General features: G+C 67.5%; 11 protein-coding genes and 1 pseudogene. 4 read left to right on the forward strand and 8 right to left on the reverse strand.

The window, feature by feature from the left end; all coding sequences use genetic code 11:
* Nucleotides 1-133: 133 nt before the first annotated feature.
* The 4 genes from H305_RS47460 to H305_RS47465 all read right to left on the reverse strand — a co-directional run bounded on the left by H305_RS47460 (nt 134) and on the right by H305_RS47465 (nt 4090).
* The gene (locus tag H305_RS47460) at nt 134-976 is read right to left on the reverse strand and encodes a hypothetical protein (protein ID WP_051371105.1); all 843 of its coding nucleotides are present in this window, start codon (nt 974-976) and stop codon (nt 134-136) included.
* A 371-nt stretch (nt 977-1347) separates the two neighbouring features.
* Complete coding sequence (locus H305_RS0130480) at nt 1348-2301, reverse strand: alpha/beta hydrolase (protein ID WP_028803789.1); 954 nt, start codon at nt 2299-2301, stop codon at nt 1348-1350.
* A gap of 427 nt (nt 2302-2728) precedes the next feature.
* Nucleotides 2729-2956, reverse strand: a complete 228-nt coding sequence (locus tag H305_RS55835; RefSeq protein WP_158690596.1) for a hypothetical protein — start codon at nt 2954-2956, stop codon at nt 2729-2731.
* Between the two features lie 30 nt (nt 2957-2986).
* Nucleotides 2987-4090 carry a YihY/virulence factor BrkB family protein gene (locus H305_RS47465; protein WP_078629308.1) on the reverse strand — a complete coding sequence of 368 codons (1104 nt, stop codon included), beginning with the start codon at nt 4088-4090 and terminating at the stop codon, nt 2987-2989.
* A gap of 74 nt (nt 4091-4164) precedes the next feature.
* Between H305_RS47465 and H305_RS55140 the strand changes: the two are divergent.
* Nucleotides 4165-4302, forward strand: a pseudogene (locus tag H305_RS55140) (hemerythrin domain-containing protein); the annotation flags it as partial.
* Between the two features lie 269 nt (nt 4303-4571).
* Here H305_RS55140 and H305_RS47470 read toward each other — a convergent pair.
* Nucleotides 4572-5291, reverse strand: coding sequence for an anti-sigma factor antagonist (locus H305_RS47470; protein ID WP_234021134.1), 720 nt, complete (start codon nt 5289-5291; stop codon nt 4572-4574).
* 177 nt (nt 5292-5468) lie between these two features.
* Here H305_RS47470 and H305_RS0130500 point away from each other — a divergent pair, with 177 nt between their 5' ends.
* Nucleotides 5469-5786: a MarR family transcriptional regulator gene (locus H305_RS0130500; RefSeq protein WP_028803790.1), complete on the forward strand. Its 318-nt coding sequence runs from the start codon at nt 5469-5471 to the stop codon at nt 5784-5786.
* A gap of 156 nt (nt 5787-5942) precedes the next feature.
* Here H305_RS0130500 and H305_RS0130505 read toward each other — a convergent pair whose 3' ends face one another.
* The 3 genes from H305_RS0130505 to H305_RS47475 form a co-directional block, all read right to left on the reverse strand.
* On the reverse strand, nt 5943-6584 hold the full coding sequence (locus tag H305_RS0130505; protein ID WP_199791471.1) for a hypothetical protein: 642 nt from the start codon (nt 6582-6584) through the stop codon (nt 5943-5945).
* 162 nt (nt 6585-6746) lie between these two features.
* Nucleotides 6747-7265: a DUF6328 family protein gene (locus tag H305_RS0130510; protein ID WP_028803792.1), complete on the reverse strand. Its 519-nt coding sequence runs from the start codon at nt 7263-7265 to the stop codon at nt 6747-6749.
* Between the two features lie 430 nt (nt 7266-7695).
* Nucleotides 7696-9501, reverse strand: coding sequence for a SpoIIE family protein phosphatase (locus H305_RS47475; protein ID WP_324608122.1), 1806 nt, complete (start codon nt 9499-9501; stop codon nt 7696-7698).
* A gap of 216 nt (nt 9502-9717) precedes the next feature.
* Here H305_RS47475 and H305_RS47480 point away from each other — a divergent pair, with 216 nt between their 5' ends.
* A complete protein-coding gene (locus H305_RS47480) occupies nt 9718-13947 on the forward strand; it encodes a HAMP domain-containing protein (RefSeq protein ID WP_078629310.1) in 4230 nt (1409 codons plus the stop codon).
* Complete coding sequence (locus tag H305_RS0130525) at nt 13944-14660, forward strand: response regulator (RefSeq protein ID WP_028803793.1); 717 nt, start codon at nt 13944-13946, stop codon at nt 14658-14660. Before H305_RS47480 ends, H305_RS0130525 begins: the two co-directional genes overlap by 4 nt.
* The last annotated feature ends 64 nt before the right edge of the window (nt 14661-14724 follow it).

The raw sequence follows: 14724 nt of genomic DNA on the forward strand, positions 1-14724 counted from the left end.
GCTGCCGGTAGCGGCCGGGCAGACAGCGCCGCGATCGCCCCCGTGGACGCGCGGCACATGCCAATGATCCGCGCTTTTGGGCGGATGCCCTCCGCGTGGCGCAGGTCCGGGCTGAGCCAGTAGTGCGAGAGCCTCACGCCGTATCGGGTCGGGACTCATAGCGCAGGCTCTGGAAACGTCCGTGCTCCTCGCGCCCGGCAGGGTCGCCGCCCAGCGCCCGTACCGCCGCGATCGCATACCGCCTCTCCCGCTCGTCCGCGAAGAGGCGTTGCGGATAAGTCCGGGACGCGTCGACGGTGGTGCCGAGACCGTGCGCGGCCAAGGTCCGCACGATGGGGTGGTAAGACACCGTCCGCAGCACGAACGCGCTGACCCACACCGGCCTCCGGGTACCGTCCAGCAGAGCCGCGAACGTTCGGGCGGTGATATAGCTGCCTCCACCTGTCAGGGTGATGAGGCCGACCTCGGAAAGCGCGCGCCTCAGCCCAGGGCCGGGTGAGCCCTGTTCCAGGTCGTCGGTGAAGGCGGCGTCCAGGAGCCCCACCTCGACCGCGTACCGCACTGCCGGTGCCGCGACGTCCAGTCCGAACACCGGAACCGCGTCCGGTCGGCGCCGCTCCGCATAGAACTCCTTGTCCAGCGCCGCGAGTTCCGCCGTCGACATCGCCCGGCAAGCAGGGGAGGTGTACCGCTCGTACATCTGCCCCAGCGTGATGTCGTGGTTGAGCAGCGCGGCGTTGATCCCGTACGAACAGCAAACGTCCAGCACCGCCGGCCTCCGGGGGCACCCGTCGTCGAGCGCGGCGCGTTCGGCTGCGACCTGCCGGAAGACCGGCTGTGCGTGGTGCGGGATCTCGTACTCCAGCGGGGCAAGGCGCCCGAAGTACGCGCGAGGGTCCGGCCGGTCGTAGATGTCGTCGAACCGCGCCTTGCCGTCCGCAACACCCTCGGTACCGCCCGAGCACGACCTGGCCATCCGTACGCCTCCTCGCTGAACGCATCCGTACCTCCACCGCGCCCTGCCTTGTGCGCCCCGGGAGACATGCCACACAAGGAGGCGCACAGGAACACCTCCTGCGGCGCGCCCGGACACGGAGACTTGTGCGGCCAGGACCCCGGCCCCTCGTACGCGGCACTGCGTACGAACACCCTCGGGGAACGACTCGCATCGATGCCTCGGGCCGCAACCGCCACTACGGCAGGGCCATCTGGGCAGAGCGACCCATCGAGCCCCAGGACGACGACCTTCATCGATCGGGTCTCGAGGAGGCGCAACTGCTCACACGGCCGGGGTTGTCCCGCTACGGCAATTCACCCAGCATGAGCGAATCAGCCGACTGCACCGCTTCAACCGCTGAGGGCTTTCCGCAGGGTGCGAACGGCCTGCTCCATGGCAGCAGTGGTGGCGTTGGTCGGTCGTACGGGGTTGAGCATCATGAAGTCGTGGATGATGCCGTTGTAGCGGATGCTGGTCGTGGGAACACCGGCCTGGGTCAGCTTGCGTGCGTAGGCCTCGCCTTCGTCACGCAGCACGTCGTTCTCGTCGACGATCACGAGCGCCGGCGGGAGTCCGGCGAGTTCATCCAGCGTTGCGCGCAGCGGCGACGCCGTGATCTCGTTGCGCTGGTCGTCGTTGCCGGGGATGTAGGCATCCCAGAACCACTCCATGGCCTTCGCCGTGAGGAAGGGGCCGTCGGCGAACTCCCGGTAGCTGTCGGTGTCCTGTCCGGCGTCCGTGACCGGGTAGTACATCGACTGATGGACGAAACTCACGTCGCCCCGCTGCTTGGCCATGATCGCGACGGCGGCCGTCATGTTTCCTCCGACCGAGTCACCGGCGACCGCCATGCGGCTCGCATCGAGACCTTCGCCCGCCCCGTTCCTGGTGACCCACTGCGCCGTCGCGTACGCCTGCTCGATCGCCACCGGGTAGCGGGCCTCCGGGGAACGGTCGTACTCGACGAAAGCCACCGCGGCCTTCGCGCCGTCGCACAGTTCGCGGATGAGCCTGTCGTGCGTACCCGAGTTGCCCAGGATCCATCCGCCCCCGTGGATGTAGACGATCACCGGCAAAGGGCCCTCGGTGCCCAGCGGCTTGATCAGGCGGACCCGGACATCGCCCACCTCTGCCGGCACCGTGATCCACTTGTCCTCACCTACCTGCACCTTGTCGACCGGGGCGGCCTGGATGTCATCGAGCACCTTGCGGGCGCCCTCCGGACCGAGCTCGTACAAGAAGGGCGGGTTCGCTGTCGCGTCCACGATCTCCTGAGCCTCCGGCTCAAGGACGTGCTCTCCCACTGTCTGGCCCCTTTCCGCGGCGGAGTTACCCCTTCACTCACAGCTGATTCTCCGGCCCGGCAACAGATATTGCATGTGGAAACCCCCTGGCTCCTGCCTGCTCCCCTCCAAGGCGGAGGCCCCCGGCAGTACCGGGCGATGAGTCCGCACTTGATCAGTGCGTCATGCTTCGTCACCGCCCTGACGGGCTGCGGGGCGGCGATGCGCCGCCGCCACGGCGGCGGCCGGGCCGCGAACGCAGCCGGCATGGCGGCAGCCTGATACCAGGGCGCTTGCCATTGGACAGTCGTTGCGTGAGCGCGGGCATCACGTCACGGGCACGCGTCGCGGGCTGTTACACGTCCGCCGGGGCGTGTGCGGGCCCAGCGTTCCTGCGCCGACGGAGCGCCGGGGCAGCGCGTGCAGGTGTCCCGCTCTGCACGTGCCGCTACACATCAGCCCAGAGGTACGGCTCTGCCAACCGCTCGCTGCGCAGGGACAACTGACCGAGGATCTCGACCAGGCGCGGGTCGCCGACGTCCGCGCCGACGACGGAGCGCAGATACGGGACGATCCTGGCGGTCATGTGCTCCCAGTCCTGACGGAGCTCCCGCGGATGGTGAGCGCCGCTGTGGAGCGCTTTCGACCGCCACGGTCTCCCGGGCGCTGGACGCATCCAAGATCGCTCGCCCGCCTTTTGCGCAGGTCAGTCCTGGGTGTCGTCCATGCGGCGGCGGTCCCGCTCGTCCCACTTTCGGGTGTCGCGCGGCTCGACGTACGGCTCGGCCCGCGCGGGGTGTCCCCCGGCGATCGCCCGCTGCCGCATGGTCTCCGCGTCGAACTCCAGGCCGAGCAGTATGGCCAGGTTGGTGATCCACAGCCACACCAGAAAGACAACGACGCCGGCCATGGTGCCGTAGATCTTGTTGTAGGAGGCGAAGTTGGCGACGTAGAGCGCGAAGGCGGCGGAGGCGACCATCCAGATCACCAGGGCCAGGACGCTGCCCGGAGTGATCCAGCGGAATCCCTTCGCCTTGGCGTTCGGGGTGGCCCAGTACAGAATCGCGATCATGATCGTGACCAAGATGACGAGAACGGGCCATTTCGCGATCGACCACGCTGTCAACGCGGTGTCGCCGATGCCGAGGGCGGTGCCGGCCTGGCGGGCGAGACCGCCGGTGAACACGACGATCACCGCGCTGATCACGGCGAGGACCATCAGCACGACGGTGACCCCGACACGCACGGGCAGGACCTTCCACACAGGGCGGCCCTCAGGCATGTCGTACACGGCATTGGCGGCACGGATGAACGCACCCACGTAACCGGACGCCGCCCACACCGCGAGCACCAGGCCGACGACCGCCACGATCGAGCCGATGCCGCCACTGCCCTGCAGCTGCTCCACCGCCTGGGTGATGATGTCGCGTACCGAGCCGGGGGCGAGCCGTTTGAGGTTGGCGAGCACTTTGTCGGTGACGGACTTACCGGTGACACCCAGGACGGAGACCAGCACCAGCAGCGCCGGAAACAGCGCAAGCACGGCGTAGTAGGTGAGGGCGGCGGCCCTGTCGGCGAGCTCGTCCTCCTTGAACTCTTTCAGGCTGCCGCTGAAAACCGCACGCCAGGACCGTGTCGGAAGATCGGTCGGCGCGTGGGGCGCGTTTCGCTCGACCTGCTCGTCGGGCCCGTAGCGCGGTTCTGCGTCCCTCGCGGGCGGTCTGTCGTCGTCAGCTCCAAAAGCCGTGTCCGCGGCGTCGCCGGGGCGCAGTTCGTGATCTTTGTGTCCAAAATCAGGTAGCCGAACCATGAGTGGCGAGTACCCCTACAGTCCCGGGCCAAGGACACGGCTACAGTCCCGGGCCAAGGACACGGCTACAGTCCCGGGCCAAGGACACGGCCCCCACGCGCACGTACCCCTCCGCCCCTGACTCCTCTCCGGTGAACAAGCTCCTGGCACCAGGTGTCGGCCTGGTCGACCGAGCCCGCGACTTCGTTGCGGACCGCGGCAGATCCTCATGACGCCACGCCACATCATCAGGTGCGCTCTTCGCCACCCGGGGTGCCGCCCACGCAGGCAGCTGACGCCCTGCGCCGATTGGGGCAGGATCGGTCACCTCCGGCGCCTACCCGCGACTGCCCGGGCCGGCGGCGCTCGGACGCCGCGGTCTGTTCATCCAGTGGCCGATGCGCAGCAAAGACCTGTTCAAGGCCATCCCGCGTGGGCCATTTCGCAGTCACCCAGGTACCGGACCACGCAGGGCTCCGCCCAGAGGATCTGACCGGCGGGGCTAGGAGTCTGGAGGGTGGGCGCGGTCCACGGGCGGAAGTTGAGTGCCTCCATCAGGACTCGCTGCCGCTACGGCCGCGGCCAGTTGCTGTCGCATGTGCTCGCAGAGTGGGTGTCCGTCGACCGAGCCGAGTACGCCTTCGGCTACCCGATAGAGCTTCGTATTGGTGCGCTGCGACACGCTGACAAGCACACCCCAGGCGTCCTCGGGGCTCAGATGGAAGGATGCCATCAGCACGCCACGGGCCAGATCGATCACGGGCCGGGTGACCATCGCTCGCCGTAGTTGTTCGACTTCGGTACGCAGGTCCGTAGTCGCTCTCTGGCTGCCGTTGGAGGAGGCAGGGCGGCGACTTTCGGGCGCGCCCAGGGCGCTGCCTCCGTCCCGCCGGCTGTCTTCTGAATCAGCGGTGGTGAACAGGCACCGGGTACCCGTCATGGTGAGCAGCCTCTCTACCGCCGGACTGGCGGCCTGGAGAACGAGCGTCTTGCCATGCTCCAAGGCCTGCTGTCGTAGCTGCGTCAGGACTCTCAGGCCGGAGCAGTCGCAGAAGTCAACAGCGCTCAGATCGAGGTCGAGGCCCGTGATGGAGCGGTCCAGCGCTTCACGTAGGCCCAGGCGGAGAGTGTCCTCGGTGTCGACATCGATCTCGCCGTGCGCCGCGACAACCGTTCGGCCGCCCTCGGCATACGTCGTCACGTCAAGCCAGAGGCTGGACACGGTGACAGCGTCGGGGGTGTGCCGAGGGTGAGCGTGATCCGGCATGGCAGCCTCTCTCAGGGGGATCCACCGGCTTCCGCTATCCAGATTCTCCCTGGACCGTCACGCACGTCAAGGGATACATGAAAAAACTTTCACCCTTTTGATTGCCGGAATCCTGCACCCTATGCTGTACGGATGGGTGACGTACCTGAGCCGCACACAGGGTGGACGTTTCTGACCAACTACGCCCGCGTACTGGTGGCGATTGCCGATGACCAGAACGTGCGTATCCGCGATATTGCTGCACGTTGCAGGCTCACGGAGCGGGCGGTCCAGAAGATCATCGCGGACTTGGAGCAGGACGGCTATCTCACACACACCCGGCAGGGACGTTCCAACGCGTACCGCATCGAGCCTGGCACCGTCCTGAGGCATCCCGCAGAGAACGGGCTGAACGTGGCAGACCTGCTCCGCCTCCTTGCGCGGCACGACAGCACGTCTCAGCAGTCGTAGGAACGGCGCGTCCTGCGCTGCGTCGACGGAACAGCCTCCCGAGGCAGCCAGGGTCGACGAATGCCACCGGGCGTCGTCATCGCCGCGTGAGAAGTCCGCCTCGGCCTGATGCCTTGGCGCTCCGGCTCCGCCGCGGTTTCGGCACACGCGGCGCTTTCAGTGGAGGATGCTCACGGCTCGGGCGATGACCAGGAGCGAGGTGAGGAGGGCTGCGACACTCTGCAGGCTCATCAGCAGCTTTGCGCGCGTCGACAGGGGCATGGTGTCGGTCGGGCTGAAAGCGGTTGAGTTGGTTACGGAGATGTACAGGTAGTCCGTGAGGGTGGGTACCCAGTCCGAGGTGCTGCTGGCGCCGTCCGCGACTTCCTCCACCGCGTCGCTGTTCTCGTCCTGGGAGAAGCGGAAGTCCGCCAGGGGCAGATCGCCGCGGGGCGCCTGGGTGCGGGCGACGGGGCCGCCGCGGTCCAGTTCCCAGTAAGCCAGGCCGAACGCGATGATGTTGGTGAGCCAGACCTGCAAGGCGGCGACCAGCAAGGACCGGCCGTCCTTCACGTCGGCGTGGATCAGTTCGCGGATCAGGATGCCGAGGGCGGTGAGATTGCTGGCCGCGATGACAAGGACAAGGGCCAGCGACAGAAACCTGAACGCCATCGTCTGCCGGGTCAGCCTCTTGGGATTGATCGCGATGAGTGGCACCAGAAGCAGAAGTTCCAAAGCAGGCATCACATAGCGTGGTGCGACCAGGAGTTGCTGGGGCAGGCCCACGTACAGGGCGAGCGCGATGAGCGTGGCGGCCACGCCTGGGAGCCGGGCTTCGCCGCGACGCTCATGTCTGGGGTGCCTCGCCCGGGCCTGGACCCGGCTCTTCGCCATGCAGAATGTCCTACCTGTCCGCGTCTGCCGTTCGCAGATCGAGCCTCAGCATCGTTTCCTCGCCCGTCTGATCGCTCCAGGCGCCGTTCAGCGGTGCGTGTCGTCTCCTGACACACCGGGCTTGCTCCGGATCCGGGTGACGGTGGGGACGACGAACCACCACAGAATGTATAGGGCGACAACGCCGGCCACGATCCACGGCACGTAGCTGTCGTCATGCGTGGCGGTGCGCAGGACGAGCAAGAGGGACGACGCCATGGTGACGAGGAGAAGGACGAGTCCGAGCATGGTCAGCCGCGAAGCCCATGCCACGGTCCGGGGTTTGATCTGGCGGCCGGAGACGATTCGGTGCAGCGACACCGGGGCCACCAATGCGCCCGTCGCCGTGGCGCCCAGAACGATGGTGACCATGTACAGCGTCTGGTCCGAATCCGACAACTGCCGGAAGGTCGGCTGGAACACGACGGTCAGCAGGAAGCCGAAGAGGATCTGCACCCCGGTCTGGGCGACGCGAATTTCCTGGAGAAGGTCGTTCCACTTGCGATCGGCACGCTCCTGGAGCGACTCGTCGCGTCCGCTGTCGTCTGACTGTGTGGGGCCCACCACGTCTCATTCCTCCCCTGAGCAGGCGAGTCTCCGCCTCGACCAACCCTGTTCCGTGGTGAGCCCGTGTACCCCTTTACGTCGCCCACTCACCTCAGATTCCCACGGAGGTCCAGTGCCGGCGGGCATTGCCGGTCTCAGCTGTTCTTGCTGATGTCGCCCGGGAGGCGGCAGGGCCTGCCGACTGCGGGGAGAGTCGGGGTGGGTCAGCGTTGTGTATCGCCGGTACGCGCCTGTCAGCGGCCTCACCGTCGGGCCATTGCGCGCTCCCCCGGCAGAGCAGCGCTGCGACGAGCTCCGGCCGGGGAAATCGCGTTCCGTGCTTCGGTGGGCGAGCATCTGCGATGCGCGATCCCGGCAGCACTGACGAATAGGGGTGTGTAGCTCGGTGCGCCGGATGCCGGGAGCGGGCACTGCATCATCCAGCGGCTTCTCAGCGACCCGGTTGCTGCTTTGCTGTGTCCGCTTCCGCACCCGCCACGGGCAGCGCCTGCAACACCAGGATCGAGAGATCGTCCTCGACAGGGCTGGGACCGAAGCAATGCGCCGTCTGGCGGATACGTTCGGCTACGGCTTTCGCGCCCAGCCCGGTGCATTCGCGGAGCACCGCGGACAGGCCGTCACCGTCATCCAGCTGCCGGAGACCGCTTCGGCGCTCCGTCACGCCGTCGGTCACGCACAGTAGCGTCTCACCCGGGGCGAGGTTGAAGGAGCGGGACTGGAAATCAGCGCCGTTGTCGATGCCGAGCAGCATCTTGGGTTCCGCGGCGGCCACGACCGAGCCGTCTGTCAAAAGGCGCAGGGGCAAGGGGTGTCCTGCGCTGGCAATCGTGCAAAGGGGACCCTCGGCGCCCGGGCCGAGCTGCAGTTCCCCGTACAGCATGCTGAAGAACCGCGGGCGGGCCTGTTCGCCGCCGTTCGCGACGGCTCCCGCGCTCTCCTCCACCATGGCGGTGTTCAGCCTCCGGAGCACCGACTCGACGCCGTGGCCCTCGCGTGCCAGCAGTCTGACCAGGTACCTCGCCAGACCGGTGACCGACATCGCCTCCGCGTCCTTGCCCTGCACGTCGCCGAGAAGGAAGCCCCAACGGCCCTCGCCCATCGGGAACAGGTCGTAGAAGTCGCCACCGACCGTCTGACCCTCGCCGTGCGGCTCGTAGACGATCGCCGTTTCGACGCCCGGAATGCTGGCCAGGAATTCGGGCAGCTGATTGCGCTGAAGGGCCCGGCTGATCGTCTTCTGCCGGGTGTAGCGGCGGGCGGTGATCAACGACTGCGCGATACGCCGCGCCACGTCCTGCACGACGTTCTCCAGGCTGGCGGTCATGCGGAGCTGCCCGGACCTGCCGAGGAGGAGAACGCCCTGGCAGGCACCGTCCGCGACCAGGGGGAACGCCAGCGCTGAGCCCCGCGTACCCGCGTCCCCGGCAGTCTCCGGCCAGGGCCAGGGGATGCTTGCCCTGCTGAGTACGACGGGCGGCTGTTCCCTTTCCAGCTCGCGGCGCAGCGCGTCGATGCGCCACTCTTCGGCATGCCAGACCTGGGACAGGCGCAGCCGGCCGCCTTCCGCGGCCAGCCATACGCCGCACCAGTCGGCGAGCCGGGGCACCAGCAGTTGTCCGGCGAGTGCGGCGACCAGATCCTCGTCGAGCTGGCCCGCCAGAAGCTCGCTTCCCTCGGCGAGGAAGGTGGGACCCGCCGGGTCGGGCCATTCGGCGATGAGCCCGTCCCCGCCGCCGACGGACACCGATGCGCCTGTCCCGGAGTCCCGCAGGACGGGCCGCGGCGACGCCGTGGGCTCGGGTGCCCCGCGCCGCTCCCGAGCCGCAGCCTCCAGGCGGAACCACACCGACTTCTTGTCCTGGCCGTAGGTCACCCCCCATGACGTGGCCAGCGCGCCCACGATCCGCAGCCCGAGGCACAGCCGGCCGGGCAGGTCCTCCTGGGTGCGCAGGGCCCGTGTGGGGTGGCGGTCGGCCACCTCGATGATCACGGCGACGGAGGCGTTGTCGTCGTCCGCCGGTGCCGGGGAACCGGGCTCCTCCAGCGAGCCCGAACGGCTCCCGCCCCCTTCCATCGAGCAGATGACGTCGATGTCCGTACCGGCGTGCATGACGGCATTGGTGGCCAGTTCGCTGACGAGCAGCTCGGCATCGCCTCTGACCTCTTCGAACTCGTCCATGATCGCCTGGGATCCGGCGCCGACCACCGGGGCCTGCTCGGCGAGGGTCGCATGCACGAACGCGCGCGCCTCGGAGGCCGCCCGCTGGTTCGCCTGCAGCGTCGTCCGCGATACGCACCTGTCAGGTTGCGAGATCAGAACCGATCCGGAGGGCAGGGTCGAAGGGGGAGGCATTGCGATCATTTATGTCCTAAAGAGACCTTCATCACATTTTTTCCTTACCGCCTATAGTGTGACGTATCTGCCCAGGTTGACGACAGGGGGTGGAGTGCCATGGCGCTCGAACCGGTTTCGGCCGACGCAGGATTCACGGCCGTGGACCCGCCCGAGGCCAGGGAACTCGCTCCGTCCCCCGCGCCCCCGGGCGGCGCATGGGTGCGGAGCAGCGACTTGCGCCCGCTGCTCACCGCTCTGCAATCACTGCGCGACGGTGACTTCACCGTCCGCGTCGACGGTGCGGAGGAGGGCGTCCTGGCAGAGGTGGCCGGCATCGTCAACCAGATCGCCGGGCGTAACGAGCATCTGGTCAGCGAGCTGCAGCGGGTCCGCCGCGAGGTCGTACGCCACGGCAGGCTGGACGAGCGGCTGTCGGCGAGCCCGGGGCAGGGCTCCTGGGTGACAGGCGTGGACTCCGCGAACACCCTCCTCGAGGCCTTGGTGGCTCCGGTGTCGAACGCCACGCGTGTACTGGACGCGGTGGCGGTCGGGGAGCTGACACAGCGCGTCGACCTGCACGACGGCAGCCGCGAGCTTCGGGGCGATCTACGGCGTCTGGCCCGCGGCGTGAACCGCACGGTGGACCAGCTCTCCCTGTTCACCGGCGAGGTGACGCGGGTGGCGCGCGAGGTCGGTACCGAAGGCCGGCTGGGCGGCCGGGCCCATGTACGTGGCCTTTCCGGCGACTGGCGCCGGGTGATCGAGGCGGTCAACACGATGGCGTCCCGGCTCACGTCGCAGGTCCGGGACATCGCCGTCGTCACGACAGCGGTGGCACGCGGCGACCTCACCCAGCATGTGACGGTGGAGGCCACTGGTGAGGTTCTGGAACTGAAGCTCACGGTCAACACGATGGTCGACCAGCTACGGGCGTTCGCCGACGAGGTCACACGTGTGGCCCGCGAAGTCGGCACCGAAGGACAACTCGGCGGCCAGGCACACGTCGGGGACGTCTCCGGAGTCTGGCGGGACCTCACCGACAACGTCAACTTCATGGCGTCCAACCTCACCTCCCAGGTCCGCAACATCGCCCAGGTCACCACGGCCGTCGCCACCGGCGACCTGAGCCAGAAGATCACGGTGGACGCGAAGGGCGAGATCCTGGAACTGAAGTCGACGATCAACACGATGGTCGACCAACTGTCGGCGTTCGCCGACGAGGTCACACGCGTCGCCCGCGAAGTCGGCACCGAAGGACAACTCGGCGGCCAGGCACACGTCCGCGGCGTCTCCGGAGTCTGGAAGGACCTCACCGACAACGTCAACTTCATGGCGTCCAACCTCACCTCCCAGGTCCGTAACATCGCCCAGGTGGCCACCGCCGTCGCCCAGGGCGATCTCGGTAAGACGATCACTGTGGAGGCGAAGGGCGAGATCCTGGAACTGAAGTCGACGATCAACACGATGGTCGACCAACTGTCGGCGTTCGCCGACGAGGTCACACGCGTCGCCCGCGAAGTCGGCACCGAAGGACAACTCGGCGGCCAGGCACACGTCCGCGGCGTCTCCGGAGTCTGGAAGGACCTCACCGACAACGTCAACTTCATGGCGTCCAACCTCACCTCCCAAGTGCGCAACATCGCCCAGGTCACCACCGCCGTCGCCGACGGTGACCTCTCGAAAAAGATCACGGTGGACGCCCGCGGCGAGATCCTCGAGCTCAAGGACACCGTCAACACGATGGTCGACCAGCTACGGGCGTTCGCCGACGAGGTGACACGCGTCGCCCGCGAAGTCGGCACCGAAGGACAACTGGGCGGGCGCGCCCAGGTCGGTGGCGTCTCCGGAGTCTGGAAGGACCTCACCGACAACGTCAACTTCATGGCGGACAACCTCACCTCGCAGGTCCGCAACATCGCCCAGGTGGCCACCGCCGTCGCCCAGGGCGACCTGTCCAAGAAGATCGACGTCGACGCGCGCGGTGAGATCCTCGAACTCAAGACGACCATCAACACCATGGTCGACACGCTGTCCTCGTTCTCCGCCGAGGTCACGCGCGTGGCCCGCGAGGTCGGCAGCGAAGGCCAACTGGGCGGCCAGGCGCGGGTCGAGGGCGTCTACGGCACCTGGAAGCGGCTGACGACGAACGTCAACGAACTCGCCCTCAACCTGACCACGCAGGTACGCGCCATCGCCGAGGTCGCCAGCTCAGTGGCCCAGGGCGACCTCACCGGCTCGATCGCGGTCGAGGCCAGCGGCGAGGTCAACGAGCTGAAGAACAACGTCAATCTGATGGTCTCCAACCTCCGCGAAACCACCCGGGCCAAGGACTGGCTGGAGTCGAACCTCACCCGTATCGCCGGTCTCATGCAGGGCCATCGCGACCTGGTCGAGGTCGCGGACCTGATCCTGCGTGAGCTCACCCCCCTGGTCAACGCCCAGTTCGGGGCATTCTTCCTGGCGGAGGCCGGTGCCGAACCCGGCCGGGGCCTGCAGTTCATCGCCCATTACGGCAGCGCCGAAGGCCCGGACGACAGCACTCACCCAGACACCAGGAAGCCGGTGCGGGGACTGATCGCACAGGCCGCTCTGGAAAAGAAGCGCATCCTCGTCGACGCGGTTCCGCCGGGATACATCAGCATCGAGTCCGGGCTCGGCTCGGCGCCACCGACCAGCATCGTCGTCCTCCCGATCCTGTTCGAGGGCGAGGTGCTCGGAGTCATCGAACTCGCCTCGTTCAGCAGGTTCAACGAGGTCCATCTGGCCTTCATCGACCAGTTCGTGAACACCATCGGCGTCTCGATCAACACGATTCTCTCCAACGCGCGCACCGAGGCCCTGCTCTCGGAGTCGCAGCGGCTCACCACGGAACTACGGCGCTCCAACGCGGAGCTGGAGGACAAGGCCGCCCTGCTGGCCAGTTCGTCGCAGTACAAGTCGGAGTTCCTGGCCAACATGTCGCACGAACTGCGCACCCCGCTGAACTCGCTGCTGATTCTGGCCCGGCTGCTGGCGGACAACCCCGACGGGCATCTCAACGAACAGGAGGTGGACTTCGCGGCCACCATTCACCGGTCGGGATCGGACCTGCTCCAGCTGATCAACGACATCCTGGACCTGTCGAAGATTGAGGCGGGCCGGATGGACGTCCATCCCAGGAAGCTGCCGCTGACCAAGCTGCTGAACTATGTGCATGCCATGTTCCGGCCGCTCGCGAACGAGCGCGGACTGTCCTTCGACGTCACGATCGGGGACGGCGTGCCGAGCGAGCTGCATTCCGACGAGCAGCGGCTCCAGCAGATTCTGCGGAACCTGCTGTCCAACGCCGTGAAGTTCACGTCGTCGGGCAGCGTGGAACTGCGGGTCGAACAGGCAACGGGCCAGGAGATCGAGCGGGAGGGACTGCCGACGAGCGAACCGATCCTCGCGTTCCGCGTCGAGGACACCGGCATCGGCATCCCGCGGGAGAAACTGGCCGTCATCTTCGAAGCGTTCCAGCAGTCCGACGGCACCACCAGCCGCAAGTACGGCGGCACCGGGCTGGGACTCTCCATCAGCAGGGAGATCGCCGGCATGCTGGGCGGCCGGATCGTCGCCGACAGCGAACCTGGCGTCGGCTCCCGGTTCACGCTGTACGTCCCCGCGAGCCACAGCGCCGAGACTGCGCCCATGACCGAACCCCTGAAGAGGCACGCGAGCCCGGCGGCGTCGACCACTGCACCTGTCCCCCTACTGTCGGCCGGGCCGCTCGCCGCTCCCTCGACGGCACAGGCGACGAGCGTGCCGGAGCTCCCCGTCGGCATGGCGGCAGCGACCACCGGCCGGGACATATCGAGCTGGCCGGAAGCCACGCGGCTCAAAGAGTGGATCACCGGTCGGCCGCGCAAGGTGCTGGCCGGGCGCACCGTCCTCATCGTGGACGACGACATCCGTAACGTCTTCGCGCTCATGCATGTACTGGGCCGGGTGGGCATCACGGCCAAGTACGCCGAGAACGGACGCGAAGGTCTTGAGATGCTGGACCGTGTTCCCGGCATCTCGCTGATTCTGATGGACATCATGATGCCCGAGATGGATGGGTACGAGACCATCGGCGCTGTGCGGCGCTCCTCCCGCTTCGCCGATGTGCCGATCATCGCGCTGACCGCCAAGGCCATGCCGGGCGACCGGGAGAAGGCCCTCGATGCGGGCGCTTCGGAGTACGTTCCGAAACCCGTGGACGTGGACCGTCTGCTGTCCGTGGCCTGCGATCTGCTCGACCCGCGGGGCCGCTCCGCGGATCCGCGGCCCGCGCGGGAGCAGGGCGTCGCCGAAGACGACGTAGACCCGTCGAGGCAGGGGCCATGAGCACACCCACGACCGAGAAGTGCAGCATCCTCATCGTCGACGACATCGATGAGAACCTGATCGCTCTCGAAGCCCTGCTCAGCCCACTCGGCCAGAAGCTGGTGCGCGCCCACTCGGGTGAAGAGGCACTGAAGGCCATGCTGCGGCAGGACTTCGCCGTTGTGCTGCTCGACGTCCTCATGCCTGGCATGGACGGTTTCGAGACGGCCGCGAACATCAAGCGCCTGGACCAGACCAAAGATGTGCCGGTCATCCTCCTGACCGGGGCCGAGGTCGAGACGGACTATGCCTACCGCGGATATTCGATCGGTGTTGCGGACTTCCTCACGAAACCGTTCGACCCGTGGCTGCTGCGTACCAAGGTCAGCATCTTTCTCGACCTGTACCGGAAGAACCGCCAACTAGCCGCCCAGGCCGAACAGTTGCGCCGCCTCTTCACCGAGGCCGGGACCGCCACGCCCCCCAAGGACCGTACGGGGACGGTCGCGGACGAGCCCACCGCCGAACGCCGCGAGAATCGACCGCCGGCACCGGAGACCGGCCCGAGCGCCACGACTGCATGGTCCGAGGAACGACTGGCGGAGATAGGCGAGCAGCTGGCACAGGTCGAACTCCTGCTGCGCGACACCAAGGGCTCGGAGGCCCCCACCCTCGCCGACCGCGTGGCCGAACTCGAACGAGCCGTCGGCAGTCTGCTCCCGCGACCCGAGTGACGGCAGGGGCCCTTCACCGGCCGGTGGGGCGACCTCCGGGTCGAGGAGGAAGGGGTCTGGCGTT

Source organism: Streptomyces sp. 142MFCol3.1 (genome assembly GCF_000424945.1).
Lineage (GTDB): Bacteria > Actinomycetota > Actinomycetes > Streptomycetales > Streptomycetaceae > Streptomyces > Streptomyces siamensis.

Excerpts from the sequence above, each read along its gene's own strand:
- H305_RS0130500 (WP_028803790.1), top strand. The coding sequence starts at position 5,469 with ATGGGTGACGTACCTGAGCCGCACACAGGGTGGACGTTTCTGACCAAC.
- H305_RS55835 (WP_158690596.1), bottom strand. The coding sequence starts at position 2,956 with ATGCGTCCAGCGCCCGGGAGACCGTGGCGGTCGAAAGCGCTCCACAGC.
- H305_RS47480 (WP_078629310.1), top strand. The coding sequence starts at position 9,718 with ATGGCGCTCGAACCGGTTTCGGCCGACGCAGGATTCACGGCCGTGGAC.
- H305_RS47460 (WP_051371105.1), bottom strand. The coding sequence starts at position 976 with ATGGCCAGGTCGTGCTCGGGCGGTACCGAGGGTGTTGCGGACGGCAAG.
- H305_RS0130525 (WP_028803793.1), top strand. The coding sequence starts at position 13,944 with ATGAGCACACCCACGACCGAGAAGTGCAGCATCCTCATCGTCGACGAC.
- H305_RS47465 (WP_078629308.1), bottom strand. The coding sequence starts at position 4,090 with ATGGTTCGGCTACCTGATTTTGGACACAAAGATCACGAACTGCGCCCC.